17 protein-coding genes and 1 other annotated feature are annotated in these 21,651 nt (G+C 54.2%); of the genes, 1 reads left to right on the top strand and 16 read right to left on the bottom strand.

What is annotated here, in order from left to right; genetic code table 11:
* Positions 1-6 precede the first annotated feature (6 nt).
* Positions 7-1,251 (bottom strand): folylpolyglutamate synthase/dihydrofolate synthase family protein, encoded by a 1,245-nt coding sequence (locus DI14_RS14245; protein WP_034809741.1) that lies wholly within the window; start codon positions 1,249-1,251, stop codon positions 7-9.
* Between the two features lie 108 nt (positions 1,252-1,359).
* Between DI14_RS14245 and DI14_RS14250 the strand changes: the two genes are divergently transcribed.
* Entirely contained in the window at positions 1,360-2,796 is a 1,437-nt protein-coding gene (locus DI14_RS14250) for a YdiU family protein (protein WP_034809743.1), read from the top strand.
* 660 nt (positions 2,797-3,456) lie between these two features.
* On the opposite strand, the gene DI14_RS14255 is transcribed toward DI14_RS14250, so the two are convergent.
* The 15 genes from DI14_RS14255 to DI14_RS14325 form a co-directional block, all read right to left on the bottom strand.
* A complete protein-coding gene (locus tag DI14_RS14255) occupies positions 3,457-3,804 on the bottom strand; it encodes a hypothetical protein (RefSeq protein ID WP_029595848.1) in 348 nt (115 codons plus the stop codon).
* Positions 3,805-3,942: 138 nt separating this feature from the next.
* Positions 3,943-4,290, bottom strand: a complete 348-nt coding sequence (locus tag DI14_RS15400) for a hypothetical protein (RefSeq protein WP_029595849.1) — start codon at positions 4,288-4,290, stop codon at positions 3,943-3,945.
* An 18-nt stretch (positions 4,291-4,308) separates the two neighbouring features.
* Positions 4,309-5,085, bottom strand: coding sequence for a hypothetical protein (locus tag DI14_RS14265; protein WP_152545918.1), 777 nt, complete (start codon positions 5,083-5,085; stop codon positions 4,309-4,311).
* A gap of 94 nt (positions 5,086-5,179) precedes the next feature.
* Positions 5,180-7,831 (bottom strand): valine--tRNA ligase, encoded by a 2,652-nt coding sequence (locus tag DI14_RS14270; RefSeq protein ID WP_034809745.1) that lies wholly within the window; start codon positions 7,829-7,831, stop codon positions 5,180-5,182.
* A 55-nt stretch (positions 7,832-7,886) separates the two neighbouring features.
* Positions 7,887-8,106: a binding site (T-box leader), on the bottom strand.
* Positions 8,107-8,153: 47 nt separating this feature from the next.
* Positions 8,154-9,458: a glutamate-1-semialdehyde 2,1-aminomutase gene (gene hemL, locus DI14_RS14275; RefSeq protein ID WP_034809746.1), complete on the bottom strand. Its 1,305-nt coding sequence runs from the start codon at positions 9,456-9,458 to the stop codon at positions 8,154-8,156.
* A complete protein-coding gene (hemB, locus tag DI14_RS14280; RefSeq protein ID WP_034809748.1) occupies positions 9,455-10,435 on the bottom strand; it encodes a porphobilinogen synthase in 981 nt (326 codons plus the stop codon). Before hemB ends, hemL begins: the two co-directional genes overlap by 4 nt.
* The gene (locus DI14_RS14285; RefSeq protein WP_235193481.1) at positions 10,432-11,118 is read right to left on the bottom strand and encodes a uroporphyrinogen-III synthase; all 687 of its coding nucleotides are present in this window, start codon (positions 11,116-11,118) and stop codon (positions 10,432-10,434) included. The genes hemB and DI14_RS14285 overlap by 4 nt, the downstream gene beginning before the upstream one ends.
* On the bottom strand, positions 11,090-12,007 hold the full coding sequence (gene hemC / locus DI14_RS14290) for a hydroxymethylbilane synthase (protein WP_034809752.1): 918 nt from the start codon (positions 12,005-12,007) through the stop codon (positions 11,090-11,092). Before hemC ends, DI14_RS14285 begins: the two co-directional genes overlap by 29 nt.
* 56 nt (positions 12,008-12,063) lie before the next feature.
* Positions 12,064-13,407, bottom strand: a complete 1,344-nt coding sequence (gene hemA / locus DI14_RS14295) for a glutamyl-tRNA reductase (RefSeq protein ID WP_034809755.1) — start codon at positions 13,405-13,407, stop codon at positions 12,064-12,066.
* Between the two features lie 183 nt (positions 13,408-13,590).
* Entirely contained in the window at positions 13,591-14,760 is a 1,170-nt protein-coding gene (locus tag DI14_RS14300; protein ID WP_034809757.1) for an AI-2E family transporter, read from the bottom strand.
* A gap of 116 nt (positions 14,761-14,876) precedes the next feature.
* Positions 14,877-15,473 carry a ribosome biogenesis GTP-binding protein YihA/YsxC gene (gene yihA / locus DI14_RS14305; protein ID WP_034809760.1) on the bottom strand — a complete coding sequence of 199 codons (597 nt, stop codon included), beginning with the start codon at positions 15,471-15,473 and terminating at the stop codon, positions 14,877-14,879.
* The gene (gene lon, locus DI14_RS14310; RefSeq protein WP_034809762.1) at positions 15,473-17,773 is read right to left on the bottom strand and encodes an endopeptidase La; all 2,301 of its coding nucleotides are present in this window, start codon (positions 17,771-17,773) and stop codon (positions 15,473-15,475) included. Before lon ends, yihA begins: the two co-directional genes overlap by 1 nt.
* 70 nt (positions 17,774-17,843) lie before the next feature.
* Positions 17,844-19,112 (bottom strand): ATP-dependent protease ATP-binding subunit ClpX, encoded by a 1,269-nt coding sequence (clpX, locus tag DI14_RS14315; RefSeq protein ID WP_034809764.1) that lies wholly within the window; start codon positions 19,110-19,112, stop codon positions 17,844-17,846.
* Between the two features lie 208 nt (positions 19,113-19,320).
* On the bottom strand, positions 19,321-20,613 hold the full coding sequence (gene tig / locus DI14_RS14320; RefSeq protein ID WP_034809766.1) for a trigger factor: 1,293 nt from the start codon (positions 20,611-20,613) through the stop codon (positions 19,321-19,323).
* Between the two features lie 88 nt (positions 20,614-20,701).
* Positions 20,702-21,604 carry a hypothetical protein gene (locus DI14_RS14325; RefSeq protein WP_034809767.1) on the bottom strand — a complete coding sequence of 301 codons (903 nt, stop codon included), beginning with the start codon at positions 21,602-21,604 and terminating at the stop codon, positions 20,702-20,704.
* Positions 21,605-21,651 lie beyond the last annotated feature (47 nt).

A 21,651-nucleotide genomic window follows, 5' to 3' on the forward strand; every position in this document is an offset into this window, starting at 1 on the left:
GTTAATTCATACCCCTTTTTCTTCCTGTTCACAAGTGGTTTTTTTCAAACTTTGGAAATAGGTTCTGACTTCACTGATGAAGTAGAGCGACCCGGTCACGACGAGCGTCTCGGATTTGGGTGTCTCCAGCCACGCAGCCAACCATTCTTCCCAGTCCACGTAACGGGCCCCGTCGGCAATTAGACTTTCTTTCGTCCGGGTACGTGGGAAATCGAACGTCGTCTCATAGACATCTGCCACCATCTGGAGCGACGCGACCATCGCTTCGCGGTCCTTGTCAGCGAGAATGGCTGCGAGGACGGTCACGTCACGCTCAAGTTTCAGCTGTTCGACGAGTGCGGCGACGCCTTCCGCGTTATGCGCCCCGTCGAGCACGATACGAGGCTGTCTCGAAATCAGCTCGTAACGCCCCGGATGTTGCGCCGATTCGAGTCCTGCTTGAATCGCCTCTGTTCTCCAGCCGAGATGGCGCGCGACGGCGACAGCACACGCTCCGTTATACGCTTGATGGTGTCCGGTCAATCCGATTGTCACCGGAGGCATCCCATCATACGTGACGACCGTGTCGGCCCCATCCTCTACGGATGAGACGAGCGGCGTGACGTCGTGAATCGGCGCATCCATCGTCTCCCCTTGTTGTTCGAGCAACTCAATCAACCGCTTCTCCGTCAAGCTATGGAACATCGGCACACTCGACTTCATGATACCGAACTTCTCGAGGGCAATCTCTTCGAGCGTGTCGCCGAGAATCCCTTGATGATCATGTCCAATCGACGTCATGACCGTCGCGAGCGGTCGCGTCAACACGTTCGTCGAGTCGAGGCGTCCTCCGAGCCCGACTTCCCAAATGACGAGGTCGGGCTGTTGCTCGTGGAAATAGAGCCACGCCATGACGGTCAGCAGCTCGAACTCCGTCAACGTCTCCGGTGACGAGCTCGCACAGTCACGGACCCGGTTGGCGATTTGGACGAGGTCCTCTTCTCGAATCGGTTCCCCGTTCAACATGATTCGCTCCTCGAACTGGATGATGTATGGCGAGATGAACGTCCCGACGTTCAAGCCCTGTTTCATCGCCATGGCCCGCAAGAAGGCGACCGTCGACCCTTTCCCGTTCGTCCCCGCCACGTGAATCGACGGTAACTCCTTGATTCGTAGTGCGTTCAGCATCCACTCGATGCGTTCGAGCCCGGGCTTAATCCCGAACCGTAGCTGCCCGTTCAGCCATTCCAATACGTCTTGTCTCGTCTCCATCTTCCATCACTCCTGTTTTCACACTTCCCTCTCATCTTACCAAAATTCGCGAAGCGCTATGCAAGGAATCGGCTGTGCTATACTCGAGGCGAAGAAGGGGGAATTACTATGACCAACAGTTGGAACTTCGAGGCGACCTACCTCGATCTCCGTGACATTTTTTACGACCGGGGACCGGTCCATCCGGTCGACAAGCCCGAACTCGTCCTGTGGAACGAAGCACTCGCCAAGACGCTCGGTCTCGACGCCGAAACGTCTCAAGACGTCGCACTCTTCGCCGGGAATCGTCAGACCGACACATCGTTCTCTCAAGCGTATGCTGGTCATCAGTTCGGCCATTTCACGATGCTCGGTGACGGACGGGCGCTCGTGCTCGGAGAACACGTCGCACCGAACGGAAAGCGTGTCGACGTTCAATTGAAAGGCTCGGGCCCGACCGAGTACTCGCGTGGCGGTGATGGACGGGCCGCCGTCGGTCCGATGGTGCGTGAATTCCTCATCAGTGAGGCGATGCACTCGCTCGGCATCCCGACGAACCGGGCGCTCGCCGTCGTCACGACCGGTGAGCCGATCATGCGCCAAGGACCGAAGCACGGCGCCGTTCTGACGCGCGTCGCGGCAAGCCATTTACGTGTCGGTACGTTCCAATACGCCGCCGCGGCCGGATCAATCGATGACGTCGTTGCGCTCGCCGATTATGCGATTCAGCGCCACGACCCTGACCTTGCAGGACAACCGGACCGCTATGAACAGTTCCTCGGCCGCGTCATCACCCGCCAAGCGAAGCTCATCGCGGATTGGCAACTCGTCGGATTCATCCACGGCGTCATGAACACGGATAACACGTTCATCAGCGGTGAAGGTCTTGATTACGGACCATGTGCATTCATGGATACGTATCACCCGAACACCGTCTTCAGCTCCATCGACCGCGAGGGACGCTACGCCTATGCGAATCAGCCGTATATCGGGTCGTGGAACTTGGCCCGCCTCGCCGAGACGCTGTTGCCGCTCCTCGCTGACACGCAAGAAACCGCCGTCGATATCGCCAATAAACTGTTGAACGACTACACGGAAACGTATAAAGAAGCATACTTTACTGGCCTCGCCCATAAAATCGGGCTCTACGTCCGAAAAGATGGCGACGATGCACTGACGGACGAACTGCTCCGACTCATGATGGAGTCTGAGGCTGACTTCACAAACACGTTCCGCGCGCTCACACTCGGCGACACGGACGCGCTCGTTTTTGCTAAACAGGACGACGGCAAGGCGTGGCTGTCCGCTTGGCAGAAACGCCTCGGGGAGCAAGGTCTTCCTGATGAGGACGTTATCCGGCTCATGCGTCAGCATAACCCGGCCGTCATTCCACGCAATCATCATGTCGAGGCCGCCCTCATGGCAGCCGAACGCGGTGACTTCGGTCCGACCCATGCACTGCTCGACGTATTGCGAAAGCCGTACGATTACGAAGCCGACTATGGACGCTACGTCTCACCAGGACCGCCACGGACGTATCCGTATCAGACATTCTGTGGCACATGAACCATTCTGCTTCGGCAGGATGGTTTTTTTGGAACCTTTTTTATGTTCGAACGTAAAGTGGATAACATCACTTTTAGGAGGTTCAACATGCTTCTACTCACTTCACTCATTTCGTTAGGGTTTGCCTGCTTGATGTCAATCGAGCTATTGCAAGGACCATTCATAGATGACTGGGCCTGGCTAATGCCTGCCTTTTTCTTTGCTGTTTCCTTTTCCACCTTGATGAGACATTTGAATAACCTTGAATGGAATGAATCGAAATGAAGATGACTATCTTGCTCATGGCAATCATCGGCTTATCCACGTCCTATCTCGTCTACAGTTTTATCTGTCATTTACGGGTCAGCCGATTCAGCCGCAAGTAACTGGACTCGCAATCGGCGTCCTGCTCACGTTCTCGTATTTCGTGACAACCGGTCGTCTTCCGTTTTGGACAGAACCGGAGGAAGAAGACGTATGAAGGTTCTTTATTCCGTCTTGCTAGGATTCGGAAGCATCCTTTATGTCGTCTATGCCATGCACCTATTCCGCATTGGTTATCCTCAACCGCTCCTCTTGCATGTTTTGTTTGCCGCCACTGTATTTGGCATAATCTACATCGAACGCAAACGAAACCCCGAACATCGATGACGATGCTCGGGGTTGTTCTTTTCTATAGACTCATAGTCCGAAATGAATCATGTCCTTCTTGTCTACTTGGGCTTGTGTGATTTTGGAAATAAGTCGATTCAGTTGTTCCGACTCATGCGTGTACATCATCGCTTTGACGACTTGATAGAACAGCGCCAGTGACTCATATGGAATGAGCGTGATCCCGCATTCGTCTAATCCGAATCCAGGACGGTCATAGGAGTGGAAATACGTGCGCATCTCGTTCAGCTCCTCGATAAACTCATCCACCCACTCCCCATCCACCGAGACACAATCGAAGTGTTCAGGTGTATACGTATCATATGATGATTGACGATTTGTTGAATCCAATACACCGAATTCGTGCGTGTATGGCATGGCCATCCCTCCCTGTAAAAATATGTACACTTTAAATACCTTCATCGACTTAACCAAGTTTCGACCTACGTTCCTAACACGCATTCTCAATGAGAGTCTATGTAACGAATGGCAATGTATAATTATTTTCTTAGTCCGTTAAATCCCAAAATGAACCAAGTCTTTGCCTTCGCGTTCGGCTTGAATGATGAGACTCGCCAAATCGCTCAACTCTTCTGAACGATGGAATACACGTGACTGCGTGACGATGTCATAAAACATCGATAACGATTCGTTTGGGATGAGGGTAATTCCGTAATAATCCAGCCCGAGATCAGGACGATGATACGAATGAAAATAGGTCCGCATAATCGAGCACGCTTCCATAAGCTCTTGGATAAAATCATCATCAACCTCAGTGTAGCCATTATAATCTGGATTACGTGTAGGTGCTTTCAATGTTCGTTCCCATAAATCAAATTCGTGCACTGGCAAATTAGAACTCATCCTTTCGCCTGCTTCAATTTATTCTTTAATTGGAAAATCCACCGACCACGCCTCCGGTAGCGAGTCCGAAAGGTCGAGCAACACCTCTTCCGACACATTGCCCGTCACGACGATGAGCTTGCCCTGGTCTACGTAAAACAAGCCGTTCCCTTCCGGTTGATTCAAGCGATACCGCTCATTTGAATCGTCTCGCCGGTCAATCAATTCTCCGTCGGCCACACTGGACGCATCGGTCACTAAAATCGTGATGCATTGCGTCTCATCATACAACGTCCACATCTCCACCGGCCGCTCGAGCTGACTCATCTCGAAGTTGGCGACAAACAGCTCTTCTTCAGGCAAGTCCAACCCGTGTCGGACTTTTTCGGCCGCCTCGGGAATCGTAAAGTTTTGAATCCCGTGCAACCCCCACTCCTCGTCCCGTGAATAGTTGAATACGCCGAACGAATCGTCGCGGTTTGGTAACTTAATGGCAATGAGCCCGAGATCATCGATGACGGTTTCATAGATTACACCGTCTCTCGCTGGTCGCTCGGACGTGCCATCTGTATATTGAAGTGTGTATTGGGCCGTGACCGCATCAACTAGTCGAACGGTCCCTTTTGGCACGTCCTCAATCATCGAGCCGAACACTTCTTTGTCCGTCGTTACGGGAATATCCTTGGAAGACGTCTCTTCTGCACTTTCATTAATTGTCACTCCTGATTCCGTCGGTTCGATCGGTTCAGCTCGTTCCGCCACACACCCACTCAGTCCCATAACTGCCAAACTTAACATCATTCCGATTCGTCTCATGTCACACCACCTTTATATCGTCTCCTCTCCTAAATTCCACCAAACGACAAAAAAACCTTCTTCGGAGAACAAGTCTCCAAAGAAGGTTGATTCATTATTTACGCAACTCTTCCAAACGGGCGCGGACTGCGTCACGTTTGTCGAGGTAGTCTTTCTCTTTCGCCTTCTCTTCGTCGATGACGTGAGCCGGTGCCTTGCCAGTGAAGCCTGGGTTGCCGAGTTTCTTCTGAACGCGCTCGACTTCCTTCTCGTACTTCGCCACTTCTTTTTCAAGACGGGCGATTTCTTCCTCAAAGTTGATGAGGTCAGCGAGTGGGATGAACAGTTCCGCACCCGTCATGATGGCTGACATCGACTTATCAGGAGCCGTCAAGCCACGTCCGATTTCGAGCTCGGTCGCGTTCGTGAACTTGCCGATTGTCGTTTCGTTCGCACTCAAGTAATCTTGTGTCGCCTCATCCGACGTCGAGATGAAGAGCTGAATCGGTTTCGACATTGGGGCGTTCACTTCCGAACGGATGTTACGGACCGAACGGATGACGTTCATGACCGCTTCGAACGCTGGTACCGAGTCCGCGAAGTGGAGCTCGTCGCGGCGTGTCGGGTAGCTCGCACGGACAATCGAGTCGCCTTCGTGCGGCAAGTGCTGCCAGATTTCCTCTGTGAGGAACGGCATGAACGGATGCATGAGACGCATGATTGAGTCGAGCGTGTACGCGAGCACTGAACGCGTCGTCGCTTTCGCAGCCTCGTCCTCACCGTAGAGCGTGAGTTTCGCCATCTCGATGTACCAGTTACAGAACTCTTCCCAGATGAAGTTGTACAAGTAACGGCCGGCTTCGCCGAACTCATACTTGTCGACGAGACGTGTCACTTGGTCGATTGTGTCGTTCAAGCGAGTGAGAATCCACTTGTCAGCGAGCGTCTTCTCACCTGACAAATCGATCTCCTCATACTTCATGCCGTCCATGTTCATAAGGGCGAAACGGCTCGCGTTCCAAATCTTGTTCGCGAAGTTCCATGTCGATTCGATTTTCTCCCAATAGAAACGAAGGTCGTTCCCTGGTGTCGATCCCGTAAGGAGGAACCAGCGGAGCGAGTCCGCGCCGTATTGGTCGATGACTTCCATCGGGTCGACGCCGTTACCGAGCGACTTCGACATCTTGCGGCCTTCCGAGTCGCGGATGAGACCGTGGATGAGCACGTCGTTGAACGGCTGCTTCCCAGTGAACTCGAGCGATTGGAAAATCATGCGAGATACCCAGAAGAAGATGATGTCGTAACCCGTGACGAGCGCGCTCGTCGGGAAGTAACGTTTGAAGTCTGCCGAGTCCGTATCCGGCCAGCCCATCGTCGAGAACGGCCAAAGCGCTGACGAGAACCATGTGTCGAGCACGTCTTCATCTTGATGCCAGTTCTCACTGTCCGCCGGTGCTTCTTTACCTACATAAATCTCACCTGTCTCATTGTGGTACCAAGCCGGGATGCGGTGACCCCACCAGAGTTGGCGGCTGATACACCAATCACGGATGTTCTCCATCCAACGGAGGTATGTGCCTTCGAACCGCTCTGGGACGAAGTTGACTTTCGTATCGTCATGTCCTTGCGCTTCGAGCGCTGCTTTCGCGAGCGGCTCCATGTCGACGAACCACTGTTTCGAAAGATAAGGCTCGATGACTGCGCCTGAACGTTCCGAGTGACCGACCGAGTGCGTGTGTGGCTCGATCTTGACGAGCGTGCCGTCTGCTTCTAGGTCTTTGACGAGTTGCTTGCGGCATTCGAAACGGTCGAGCCCTTCGTACTTGCCAGCATTCTCGTTCATCTTGCCGCCTTCGTCCATGACGAGGATGCGCGGGAGCTCGTGGCGGTTCCCGATCTCGAAGTCGTTCGGGTCGTGCGCCGGTGTGATCTTGACGCAACCTGTACCGAACTCCATGTCGACGTAGTCGTCAGCGACGATCGGAATCTCGCGGTTCATGACCGGAAGCATGATCGTCTTGCCGACGAGGTGCGCGTAACGCTCATCTTTCGGGTTAACGGCAACGGCCGTATCGCCGAGCATCGTTTCCGGACGCGTCGTCGCGATCTCGATGTGGCCTGAGCCATCAGCGAGCGGATACTTCATGTGGTAGAACGCGCCTTCGACTTCTTGATAGATGACTTCGATATCCGAGACGGCCGTCTTTTGCGCCGGGTCCCAGTTGACGATATACTCGCCACGGTAAATCAAGCCTTTCTCATAGAGGCGGACGAACACTTCCTGGACCGCTTTCGAGAGTCCTTCGTCGAGCGTGAAGCGCTCACGTGAGTAATCGAGACCGAGACCAAGTTTTGACCACTGGGCACGGATCGTATCGGCGTACTCGTCTTTCCATTCCCACGTCTTCTCGAGGAACTTCTCACGTCCGAGGTCGTAGCGCATGATGCCGTCCTCACGGAGCTTCTGTTCGACTTTCGCCTGCGTCGCGATGCCGGCATGGTCCATCCCCGGGAGCCAAAGGACGTCATAGCCTTGCATGCGCTTGAGGCGCGTCAATAAATCTTGGAGCGTCGTGTCCCACGCGTGTCCGAGGTGAAGTTTCCCCGTTACGTTCGGTGGCGGGATGACGATCGTATACGGCTGTTTTGAATCGTCCTCGTCTGCTTTGAATACGTCGTTCTCTAACCAGTAGTCATACCATTTCGCTTCCGTCGCACTTGGATCGTACTTCGTCGGCATGGTGATTTCGTTTGTCTCGTTGGTCATATGCCCAACCTCCTCTAATAATGTGGACAAAAAAACGGCTACTCTCGTCCTTAACGCTAAGGACGAAAGAAGCCGTATCTTCCGCGGTACCACCTTAGTTCGCCACTTGTGGCGCCCTCAAAATCGAATAACGGTCGATGGACCGGACCTTCCTACTTCGTTCAAAAGGTCAGCTCCGAGGCGACTTCCGCACCATCCTTCGCGGCCTCGCACCAAGCGGCCGCGTCTCTGAAAATGGATGTTGATTGCGTACTATTCCTCATCGTAGCTTTTAATCGTATCTGTTAAACAATTGTAGCGACAGAAGATGGTTCCGTCAAGATTACAATGAAAACTCTTGTTGCAGCTCTTTGAACGTCGCGTCGACCGCTGCGAGCGTCAAGTCGATATCTTCGTCCGTGTGAACGGTCGAGAGGAACAATCCTTCGAACTGTGACGGTGGCAAGAACACGCCGCGCGCCGCCATCTTCTGATAATACGAGCGGAACATCTCGAGGTTGGCCGATTTCGCCTTCTCGAAGTTCGTCACTTTCTCGTTCGTGAAGAAGAAGCCGAACATCGATCCGGCTCGGTTCGTGTCGTGCGGGATATTATACTTCTCGGCTGCTTTCGTATAGCCTTCGGCGAGACGGTCCGCTTTGCGTTCGAACTCGGCGTAGTGCTCAGGCTTGAGTTGCGATAGCGTCGTGTAGCCGGCGATCATCGCGAGCGGGTTTCCTGAGAGCGTGCCCGCCTGGTAAATCGGTCCTTGCGGCGCAATTTGTTCCATGATCTCGCGTTTCCCGCCGTACGCGCCGACCGGAAGACCGCCGCCGATGACTTTCCCGAGGCACGTCAAGTCCGGCGTCACACCGAAGTAGCCTTGGGCACAGTTGTAGCCGACACGGAAGCCGGTCATGACCTCGTCAAAGATGAGGAGCGCGCCGTTTCGTTCCGTGATCTCACGGAGTCCTTCGAGGAAACCAGGCTGCGGTGGCACGAAACCCATATTGCCCGCAGCCGGCTCGACGATGACACCCGCGAGGTCGTCGCCGTACTTCTCAAACGCGACGCGGACCGCTTCTAAGTCGTTATACGGCACCGTGAGCGTGTGGCTCGCGAGCTCTTTCGGCACGCCCGGCGAGTCCGGGAGGCCGAGCGTCGCGACACCCGATCCCGCCTTGATGAGGAGCGAGTCGCCGTGACCGTGGTAGCAACCTTCGAACTTTAAGATCTTCGTCTTGCCCGTGTAACCGCGTGCGAGGCGGAGCGCCGCCATCGTCGCTTCCGTACCCGAGTTGACCATACGCACCATCTCGATGGACGGGACGCGGTCGATGACGAGTTCCGCCATCTTCGTCTCGAGCTCGGTCGGTGTCCCGAACGTCCAGCCTTTCTCGGCTTGCTCTTGAATCGCCTTCGTGACGACCGGGTCACGGTGGCCGAGGATGAGTGGTCCCCATGAGAGGACGTAGTCGATATATTCGTTGCCATCGATGTCGTAGACGCGTGATCCTTCACCGCGTTCGGCGAAGATTGGCGTCATGCCGACTGATTTATAGGCACGGACCGGGCTGTTCACCCCGCCCGGCATGAGCGGACGTGCTTGTTCGAACGCCGCTTCTGAGCGTGTTTGTTTGTAGGTCATGCGTAATCTCCTTCCAAATAGCGACAGACGTCTTTTGCGAAATACGTGACGATGAGGTCCGCGCCGGCCCGTTTGAAGCCGACCATCGTCTCCATGACGATGCGTTGTTCGTCGACCCAGTCGTTCAAGGCCGCTGCTTTGACCATGGCGTACTCTCCGCTCACGTTATACGCCACGATCGGCATATCGAGCGAGTCGCGCATGTCACGGATGATGTCCATGAACGCGAGCGCCGGTTTGACGATCATGAAGTCGGCGCCTTGCTCGACGTCCGATTGTGATTCACGGAACGCCTCGCGGCGGTTGGCCGGGTCCATCTGATAGCCTTTCCGGTCACCTTCACCTGGTGCCGACTGGGCCGCGTCACGGAACGGTCCATAATACGCCGATGCGTACTTGACGCCGTAACTCATGATCGGGATATGACTGAACCCGTTTTGATCAAGCCCTTCCCGAATCGATGCGACGAAGCCGTCCATCATCGAGCTCGGCGCGATGATGTCTGCACCCGCTTGCGCTTGCGTGATCGCCGTCTGCACGTGAAGCGGCAGTGACGCGTCGTTATCGACGTCCCCGTTCTTCACGATGCCGCAGTGGCCCGTTGACGTATATTCACAGAGGCACGTATCGGCGACGACCGTGAGTTCAGGCGCCCACTGCTTCACTTTGCGGATCGCTTCTTGGACGATGCCGTGGTCGTGATACGCTTCCGTACCTTCCGGGTCTTTATGTTCAGGCACGCCGAACAAGAGCACCGATTGAATGCCGAGGTCGACAATCTCTTTGATCTCGTCCTCGAGACGGTCGAGCGAGAAGTTGAAGACGCCAGGCATCGAACTGACCTCACGCTTAATATTTGTCCCTTCGATGATGAAGAGCGGGTAAATCAAATCTTCTTTCCGAACATGGTTTTCACGTACGAGTGCACGCATCGACTTCGATGAACGAAGGCGACGGTGACGGTCGAACTGGTTCATGAAAAATCCTCCCCTACACACTGTATTAATGCATCCATAGTATAACACTCAGGCACGCGGACCGGTAATGACGACACTTCCCGGACGGCGCGCTCGGTCACTTCGCCGATGGCGTACCACGTCCCATGGAAACGGTCGAGGTATGGCGTAATTGCCCGCACGGCGGACGGGCTGAGGACGAGAAGTGCGTTGACGCGTTCGAGCGCCTCGACTTCCGCCTCGGTCAAGTCACGACCGACCGTCTCATAGACGACCCAGTCGACGACGTGGTCGAGTCGCTTCATATGGTCCGTGTTCGCCAAGTCGCCCCGGGCGAACACGACGGTCTCGTCCGGTTTGACGACGTGGGCCAACTCGTGGAACAGCGCCTCGCCCGTATACGTCTCCGGCATGAGCGAGACGGTGAAGCCAACTCGTTCGAGCGCTTGTTTCGTCTTCTCGCCGACGGCGGCGACCCGGACGTCGCGCGGGACGTCCGTCAGCGCCGGTACGGCTGTCTGGCTCGTGACGACGAGCCAGTCGAACGCATGCGTCGGTAACGGTGCATCGGTCAATCTCGTCTCGATGAGCGGGACGTGATGAACGGAAAGACCGCTCGCCTCGAGCGTAGCCCGTTGCGAAGCGGTCAATCGTTTTGTCCCTGTGTACCAGACGTCACACATCGACCGAGGCGAGAATCTCACGTCCGCCACGTCCGAGGAGTTCGTTCGCCACGTCTTGACCGAGTGCGATTTCATCCTTCGACGTCTTCGTCACGCGGAGCACTTCTTTCCCGTCGACCGAGGCGATGAGCCCGGTGAGCGTCACATCGTCCCCGTCGACCGTCGCGTAACCACCGACCGGCACGTGGCAGCTCCCTTCGATCGCCTTTAAGAACGTCCGCTCGGCCGTCGCCGCTTTCGCCGTCACGTCATCGTGTAACAGTTGTAAGACCGCCGTCACTTCAGCGTCGTCTTTCCGGCTCTCGATGGCGAGCACGCCTTGGCCGACGGCCGGGACCATCATGTCTGGGTCGAGCGCTTCGAAGTCGACACGGTCCGTCCACCCCATGCGCTCAAGCCCGGCTTTGGCGAGCAAGATGGCGTTGAAGTTTTCCGTCTCGAGTTTTTTTAGTCGTGTGTCGATGTTGCCGCGAATCCATTGAATCTCGAAGTCCGGGCGCGCCGCGAGCATTTGCGCGCCGCGACGGAGCGAGCTCGTCCCGATAATCGCACCTTCCGGGAGCGTCTCGAGCGTATGGCCGTTCTCACAGATGAGGACGTCACGCGCGTCGACGCGCTTTGGCATACAGCTGATGTAGAGCGCTTCCGGAAGTTCGGCCGGGACGTCTTTCATGCTGTGGACCGCAAAATCGATGTCACCGTCGAGCATCTGTTGTTGAATCTCTTTGACGAACAACCCTTTTCCGCCGACTTTGGATAACTGGACGTCGACGATTTGGTCACCTTTCGTCACGATTTCTTTAATCTCGAACTCGTTTTGTGCGCCAGCTTTCTTCAATTGCTCGATGACCCATTTCGTCTGTGTCATCGCGAGTTGGGAACGGCGTGAGCCGACAATGATTTTACGCATGATTGGTCTCCTTCATAGAAAAAGGCGACGAGATTCGCCGCCTGTTTGATTTTGTATTAGCGCATTAAAGCGCGTAGTGGTGCTTTAGCTGACATCGCTTCGGCTTCTTCCGTTTCCGGTTCGGCGTCAGGGATGTCGACATCGAGACCGAACGTCTCGACGAACTGGTTGATGCGTGTGTTCGCATCCGGCTGAGCGGCTGCGTCTTTAATATAGTCAATCGGTTCGCGAAGCATCTGGTTAATGATTGACTTCATATGCTTGCCAATGACCTTTTTGTCACGGTCCGACAAATGGTCGAGCTTACGCTCGAGGCTCTCCATCGTCTCCTCTTGAATCGTGAGCGCGCGGCCGCGCAACTCGTTCATGATCGGCACGACGCCGAGCGTGACGAGCCATGCCTGGAACTCGTGAATCGCAGCGTCAATCTTCACTTCAATTTTCTCGGCTTCGACGAGGCGGGCCGCCAAGTTCTTGTTGACAATGCCGTTCAAGTCGTCGACATCGAACAAGTGGACACCCGGAAGCGCACGTACCGCTGGATCGATATCTCGCGGTACGGCAATGTCAATCAACAAGAGCGGACGTTCACGGCGGAGCAGTTGCGCTGCCGCCACGTCATCATATTCGATGACGGCTTGCTTCGCGCCCGTCGAGCTGATTAAAATGTCCGCATCGAGCAGACCGCAGGCAATCTCACGAATCGAATGGGCCCGGCCTTTGAACTTGTCCGCGACCGCTTTCGCCTTGCTCTCGGTCCGGTTGAAGACGGCGATTTGTTTCGCCCCAGCCTCGAATAAGTTGAGCGTCGTCAACTCGCCCGTCTCGCCGGCACCGACGACAACGACTTGCTTGTCGTCAAGTGACGTATACATCTCTTGCGCGAGTGCGACCGCTGCCGAGCTTACCGATACCGACATTTCCCCAATTTGCGTCTCGGTATGAGCCCGTTTGGCGAGCGTGACGGCTTCTTTGAACAGTTTGTTAAATACTGTCCCTGTCGTGCCGTTCTCTTGCGCACGGAAGAAGCTCGACTTCACTTGCCCTAAAATCTGTGTTTCCCCAATGATCATCGAATCGAGCCCAGACGTGACGCGGAACAAGTGGCGAATCGCCTCTTCACCTTCACGAATCGACAAGTATGGCGTGAACTGGTCCATCTCAAGGTCGAACCAGTTGGCCAAAAAACGTTTCGTGTAATAACGTCCCGTATGGAGCTGGTCGGTGACGACGTATAGCTCGGTCCGGTTACACGTAGACAAAATAACCGACTCGAAAATGCTCTTCTCTTCGCGAAGTGCAATCATCGCATCCACGATTTCTTGCTCCCCAAACGAGAACTGCTCCCGAATCGCGACAGGGGCTGTCTTGTTATTCAGTCCAACGACGACAATATGCATGTATCTCTTCCCCTCATCCAAAATCCATCGACGGTTGTCTTTTCTATTTCAATCTCTACCGTACATTATAACAGTTCTTATCTGGGAACTATAATCTTCTGTTTGATATTCCTGAAAAAAATAAGAACTTTTTGTGACGAAAAAAAGTAGAAACGGACAACGAAGCCATTTCTACTTTTTTCGTCATTTCAACCCGGAAGGATCGGTGATAATCGCACTTTCCGATTTTTCTTCTTCGGCCTCCAAGTATTGCTTATGCTCCCGCAACTTATAGATGCGGACGATATTTTGGACGACGACTTTCGCCACCGCATACGTCGGCACGGCGATGAGCATCCCGATGATGCCGGCGAGATTCCCCGCGACGAGCAACACGATGATAATCGTAAGCGGGTGCACTTTGAGGGATTTCCCTTGGATGAGCGGCGAGATGACGTTCGACTCGATCTGCTGTACGACGATGATGACGATGATGACCCAGACGGCCATAATCGGCTCTTGGATGAAAGCGACGACGACGGCCGGCGCGGCACCGAGGAACGGACCGACGTACGGGATAATGTTCGTGACCATCATGAAGAGGGCGAGCAGAATCGCGTAATCGACCCCAACGATCCAAAGCCCGATGAGCGACGTGATGCCGACGAAGAACGCGACGAGCAGTTGTGCGTGCACATAGTTCTTCACCGTCGTGTGCATGTCGTTCAAGATTTTGCGCGTCTCGGTCTCATAGCTCTTCGGCAACCATTTGACGATCGAGTCCGGAAGACGCTTCCCGTCAAGGAGCATATAGATGAGCATGAACGGAATGACGACGATGGTGATGACGGCCGACGTGATGAAGCCGACGAGACGACCGACCGATGAGGCGACGTTGCCGAAGATGTCCCCTAGGTACGCCGTGACGTTGTTCGTGAACTCGGTGAACATGTCATCGTTCTCATTGACGAATCGTGACAAGAACTCGTTTTCCATGAGCGAGTCCCGAACGGCGAAGATTTGCACCTGCAACTCTTTCGCGATGCTCGGCAAGGCGTTCACGAGTGACGTCACTTGCTCGACGAGGAGCGGCCCGAGCACGCTGAAGACGATTGTGATGATGAGCAGGAGTGACGTCAAGGTAATGGCGACGGATACACCGCGTTTCCCGGAACGTCTCTCCAAGTAGTCGACGATGCCGACGAGAAAATAAAAGAATAGTCCAGCAATGATGAGCGGTACCGTGACGAGCGCCAGGATTACTTTCACCGGTTCGAACACGAATGAGATCTGTGTCCCGACCCAGATGACCAAGAAAATCGTCAACGTCCAAAATAATGCGCGGTACCATTTGTTTCCAAACATAATATGCATCCTTCCACCTCGTTCAATATTCTCTTGTCCTAACAATATATGTAGACAATTATACGATAAATACCCGCTCCGGTAACCATGAAAACAAAAAAGACGAGGGAATCCCCTCGCCTCGTTCAGTCGTCTTCGCGTGTCAACAAGTCGTAAATCGCTTTCCACGCCTCGTCTTTTCCTTCTGCCGTCTCCGCCGAGAAGGCGACGAACCGGTCGGACGGGTCGAACTGAAGCTTGCGTTTGACGGCCGACTCGTGTTTTTGACGCTGGCTCTTCTTGATTTTATCGAGCTTCGTCGCGACGACGATGACCGGAATGTCGTAATGCTTCAAGAAGTTGTACATCGTCACATCGTCGCCGGTCGGCTCATGACGGATGTCGACTAAGAGCACGACACCACGGAGTGCCTGTTGCGTCGTCAAATATTGCTCCATCATGACGCCCCACTTCTCGCGTTCGGTCTTCGACACTTTCGCGTAGCCATAGCCCGGGACATCGACGAACATGATTTCGTCGTTGATGTTGAAGAAGTTGAGCGTCTGCGTCTTCCCAGGCTTTGATGACGTCCGCGCGAGCGCCTTACGCTGACAAATCTTGTTGATGAACGACGACTTCCCGACGTTCGAGCGTCCGGCGAGCGCCACTTCTGGCAATTCATGTACCGGGTAATGGTCAGGCGCGACGGCGCTCGTGATAAATTCTGCTTTAGTGATTTTCATTAGTTTCCTCCAAATGCTACGTCTAGTACTTGATCGAGCGTCGTCACAGGCACGAACGTCAGTTTCTCACGGACCGTGTCTTGAATGTCGTCGATGTCGCGCTCGTTGTCGTGCGGAATCACGATGGTCGTGAGTCCGGCCCGATGTGCGGCGAGCGCCTTTTCTTTCAATCCGCCGATTGGCAACACACGGCCCCGGAGCGTAATTTCTCCGGTCATGCCGATGTCGCGGCGGACTTTCTTGCCTGTCAATGCCGAGATGAGCGCGGTCGCAATCGTGATGCCGGCCGATGGACCGTCTTTCGGGACGGCACCTTCTGGGACGTGGATATGCACGTCTTGCCGTTCATAGAACGACGGGTCGATGCCGAACCGTTCGGCGTTGGCACGGACGTAACTATACGCCGTCTGTGCCGATTCTTGCATGACGTCGCCGAGTTTACCCGTCAACTGGAGCTTGCCCTTGCCTGGTGCGAGCGCCACTTCAATCGTGAGCGTATCGCCCCCGAACGCCGTGTACGCGAGGCCCGTGACGGCTCCAATCGAGTCTTCCGTCTCACCTTTCCCGTAGCGATACTTCGGTTTCCCGAGATAGTCACTCAGTTTCTTCAACGAGATCGTGACGCGTTTTTTCTCGCCGATGGCAATCTGTTTCGCTGCTTTCCGGCAGAGCGAACCGATGACGCGTTCTAGGTTCCGGACACCGGCCTCACGCGTGTAGCGACGGACGACCTCATAGAGCGCGTCCTCTTTAATCGTCAGCTGGCTTTTTTTCAACCCGTGCTCTTTATATTGTTTCGGAATCAAGTGGCGCTTCGCAATCTCGACTTTCTCGAGCTCGGTGTAGCCGCCGATTTGAATGAGTTCCATCCGGTCAAGGAGCGGTGCCGGGATTTGCGACACGTCGTTCGCCGTCGCGATAAAGAGGACGTTCGACAAGTCGAACGGCTCCTCGATATAGTGGTCCGAGAACGAGACGTTCTGTTCTGGGTCGAGCACTTCAAGCATCGCTGACGCCGGGTCACCCCGGAAGTCGGACGCCATCTTGTCAATCTCGTCGAGCAAGAACACCGGGTTCTTGCTTTCGGCTTGCTTCAAGCCACGAATGATTCGACCCGGCATCGCGCCGATATATGTCCGGCGGTGACCGCGAATCTCGGCCTCATCCCGCACCCCGCCGAGCGAGACACGGACGAAATGCCGTTCGAGCGCCGAAGCGATCGAGCGGGCGAGCGACGTCTTCCCGACCCCGGGAGGTCCAGATAAACAGAGGATCGGGCCGCGGAGCGAGTTCGTCAATTGGCGGACGGCCAAGTACTCGAGGATGCGGTCTTTCACCGACTCGAGCCCGTAATGGTCGTCGTCTAAGACGTCGGCCGCGTGTTTGACGTCGAGTTTGTCTTCCGTTTCGATGCCCCACGGGAGCGAGACGACCCAGTCGAGATAGTTGCGAATGACGGCATACTCTGGCGAGGTCGCCGGTACGACGTTCAACCGCTCGGCTTCGCGCATGACGTTCTTCCGTGTCGTCTCAGGCAAGTCGATCGCCTCGAGCTTCTCACGGAGACGGTTCGGTTCTGAGTCTTGCGACTGGTCACCGAGTTCTTGTTGAATCGTCTTCATCTGCTCACGTAAATAGTACTCTTTTTGCGCCTGCTCGATCGTCTTCTTCGTCCGTTCACGCAACTCTTGCTCGAGCTCGATGATCTCGACTTCATGCGTCATGATCTCAAGTAGCTCAAGCCCGCGCTTCACGGCGTCCGGCTCTTCGAGCATCGCTTGGCGGAGGTCGACATCGATGTCGAGCTTCGAAGCGATGTAGTCGGTGAGCGACTCGAGCCGCTCATACATCTCGAAACGGCGCCGTTCGTCCGGCGACAACCCTTTAATCGACCCGACGAGTTTGCCGAACTGTTCTTTCAACAACCGGACGAGTGCCGTCCGTTCGACTTCTTCGCCTTCGACGAGTTCGAGCGGCTCGACGTCGGCGAACCAGCCTTCCTTCGTCTCATCAATCGCATTGATTTTGACGCGTTCTTTCCCGACGAGGCGGACCCGTACCGTCTCGTTCGACAACTCGCTCATCTTGGCGATGTGGACGCGCGTCCCGATCGCATATAAATCTTCCTGCTCAGGTGATTCTTTGCCTGTCTCTTTTTGGGTCACGACAATCAAATCTGTCTCGTGTTCCTTTGCGGCAAGGAGTGCCCGTAAGGAGAGCGGACGTCCGACATCGATCGTCACTCCGATCAGCGGATAGACCACGACTCCACGCAAAGGAAGGATTGGTAATTGTTCCATTACAACGCCTCCTGTGCAAAAAGGCCCAAAACTCGGATGTGCCGAGTGTTTGAGCCTTTTACGTTAAAAGTTATGCTGTCTCTTTGTTGTCGCCCGTCTGTTCGACAGTGCCATCGCGGAGGACGTATTTCGGACCGGCAAGACCCGTAATCGTTTCATCCGTGATGATGACTTTCTCGATATCGTCGCGCGATGGGACGGTGAACATCACATCGAGCATCATTTCTTCGATAATCGAGCGGAGACCGCGTGCGCCAGTCTTACGTTTAATCGCAAGTTTGGCAATTTCAATCAACGCCTCGTCTGTGAACGTGAGTTCGACGTCGTCGAGTTCGAGCATTTTCTCGTACTGACGAACGAGGGCGTTCTTCGGCTTCGTCAAAATCTCGACGAGCGCTTCTTCGTCAAGCGTCGTGAGCGTCGCCATGACCGGTAAACGACCGATGAATTCAGGAATCAACCCGAACTTCTGAAGGTCTTCCGGAAGCGCACGGGCGAGCAAGTCTTCTTGCGTCAACTCGCGGTTCTCTTGGTCGTTCCCAAAACCGATGACTTTCTTCCCGATGCGGCGTTTGACGACCGCTTCGATGCCGGCGAACGCGCCGCCGACGATGAACAAGATGTTCGTCGTATCGATTTGGATGAACTCTTGATGCGGATGCTTGCGACCACCTTGTGGCGGGACACTCGCGACCGTACCTTCCAAGATTTTAAGAAGTGCCTGCTGAACGCCTTCACCCGATACGTCACGCGTGATCGATGGGTTTTCCGACTTGCGGGCAATCTTATCGATTTCATCGATATAGATGATGCCCTTCTCAGCCTTTTCGACGTCGTAGTCGGCCGATTGAATCAACTTGAGCAAGATATTCTCGACGTCTTCCCCAACGTAACCTGCCTCTGTCAAGCTCGTCGCGTCCGCGATTGCGAACGGGACGTTCAAGACGCGTGCCATCGTCTGAGCGAGAAGCGTCTTACCGCTACCAGTCGGTCCGATCATCACGATGTTCGACTTCGAAAGTTCGACATCGTCCGAACGGCCGCCGGCGTTGATGCGTTTATAGTGGTTGTAGACAGCTACCGAAAGCGCACGTTTGGCGCGGTCTTGACCAATGACATACTCATCAAGGATGTTGCGAATCTCTTGTGGTTTCGGGATGTCTTTGAATTCGACTTCTTCCTCCACACCGAGCTCTTCCTCGACGATTTCATTGCACAGTTCGATACATTCGTCACAAATGTATACGCCAGGACCGGCGACTAATTTACGGACTTGTTCTTGCGATTTTCCGCAAAACGAGCACTTGAGTTGCCCCTTTTCCTCGTTAAATTTGAACATTCGGTACACCCCTTCTGAATGGAAATGGATGTAAGTGCGATAAATCGCCTATTTGTATTTTCCGGTGCGACTTGCACCGTGAAAAGACATTTACATCTCTGCGTTGCAATAATTGTAGCATGAACAAATCACTTCATCAAAGATTAACACATGCAAAGTGTCGTGACGAAAAAAGGACGACTGCGCGGCAGCCGTCCTTTCGATCCGATTACTTCGCTTTCCCGTTTTCAACGAGGATGTCGATTGCTTTACGGAACTTGAGGTCACCTTTAAGTGTCTCGATTCCGCCTTGTGGCGCGAGCATCGTGCGGAGTTGGTCTGGTGCGATGTTGTAGAGCTTAGACATTTCTTCGAGCTCTTTTTCAGCATCTTCGTCAGACACTTCGATTGCTTCTTTCTCAGCGATGGCTTTCAAGACGAGACGAGCTTTTACGCGCTCTTCTGCTTGCTCTTTCATCTCTTCGCGCATTGCGTCTTCAGAAGTTCCTGTGAGTTCGAAGTACATGTTGAGGTCGATGCCTTGTGAAGATACACGCGTACCGAACTCTTGAACCATGCGGTCTACTTCTTGCTCGACGAGAACTGCAGGTACGTCGATTGTCGCGTTTGCAGTCGCTTGTTCAACGAGCTGGTCGCGCATCGTGCCGTCTGCTTCTTGCTTCTTGCCAGCTTCTAAACGCTCACGGATTTTCGCTTTCAACTCGTCGAGTGAAGATACTGACTCGTCGATGTCTTTTGCGAACTCGTCGTCGAGCTCAGGTACTTGCTTCGCTTTCACTTCGTGAAGCTTGACTTTGAATGTCGCTGGTTTACCCGCCAAGTTGTCAGCGTGGTACTCTTCAGGGAATGTTACTTCAACGTCTTTTTCTTCACCAGCTGTCATGCCGACCATTTGCTCTTCGAAGCCAGGGATGAATTGGCCTGATCCGATTTCAAGCGTGTAGTTCTCAGCTGTGCCGCCTTCGAACTGCTCGCCATCAGCGAAACCTGCGAAATCAAAGACAGCTGTATCGCCGTTTTCGATTGCGCCTTCTTTAACAGCAAGCTCAGCGCCTTGCTGTTGAAGCGCGTCAAGTTCTGCTGTGACTTCTTCGTCAGTGACTGTTGTTTCAACAGCTTCGTACTCGAGACCTTTGTATTCGCCAAGCTCAGCTTCAGGCTCAACAACGAACGTTACTTTGAACGTTACAGGCTTGCCTTTTTCGAGCGTGCCGTCTACATCGATGTTTTCGAGTGCGATTGGTTCGAAACCAGCTTCTTCGACTGCAGATTGAACCGTGTCACGGTAGAGGATGTCGAGTGCGTCTTGGTAGAGCGCCTCTTCCCCGTACATTTTGTTGAACATTGGGCGTGGCAATTTCCCTTTACGGAAGCCAGGCACGTTCAATGATTTGACGACGTCTTTGAATGCTGCGTCGACTGCTTTATCAAAAGCTTCTGCAGGTGCTTCGTACGTGAGTACGCCTTGGCTACCTGATGTTTTTTCCCATTTTGCTGTCATGCTAAGTCCCTCCAACAATTCGTTTATACGTACAAGAATGTACAACAATCCGTATTATAGCATAAATCCGACACGAGCACACAACGATTTAGTCGAGGAGTGACCGTGTGAACGAGGCGTCCGCCTCAAGTATTTCCCCGGCAAGACCGTTCGCTTCCATCGCGTTCAACATCGCCCGTTTCGCCTCGACGATGGCCGGTTCGAGCTCATCGGCGAGATGGGGCACGAACGGGTAATGGACGTAACAATAGTTCGTCGACAGCTGCGTCGCGATCTCGTCCCCATAAAACCGTTTTTGCAAATCACCATACGTGAAGCCCCATTCGCGCGCGAACGTGCTCGCCTCGGTACGGTCATACACGTATCGTTCCCCACGGTCGGTCCATTCAATCGTCTCAAGTTCCGCGATTGCCCGCTCGAGCACCATCACTTTAATCACTTTCGGCCGGTCCTCGAGGAGGTACGCCTTCAACACGTTATCAAGCACGTCGTCGATATTGAAATGAACGTGTGCGAGCATCTCGATCTGCTCGGCCGTGCTCCCTTGATGGAGCGTCCGCTTCAACTTCGCGATCGCCGCCGGGAACTCCGTCAGTTTCAACACTTGAAGCACTTGATACGCCTGCGTGTTGACGTTGTCGCCGTCTTGGACACTCAAATATTTTTCAATCCAATGGGCCGCCTCGAACGGTTGATCGCGCATTATGTAATATTGGGCGATTTGAAGGCCGCACGTCTCCGGCCGCTCCGACGTCTCCATCTGCGTCGTGACGAGCTCCTCGAGTCGTTCGAGCGTCTCCGGCTCGTCCGGACGTTCCATCAGACATTGAAAGATTTCCATGAACAAGTAGACGTCACCGCTTAACTGTTCATACCATTCCCATAGAATCGGTTCGATGCGTTGCCGCTCCCCGGCCATGTCGGCTTCTTTCACCATCTTTTGAAGTCGTGTCCAGTTCCCCGGAAACGGATACTGCTGGTTTTGATCCATCTCCCCACACCCTTTCTTCCACTCTTCTCCATCTTCCTTAGGATCGA

Origin of the sequence: Exiguobacterium sp. AB2 (assembly GCF_000696055.1) — a bacterium.
Lineage (GTDB): Bacteria > Bacillota > Bacilli > Exiguobacteriales > Exiguobacteriaceae > Exiguobacterium > Exiguobacterium alkaliphilum.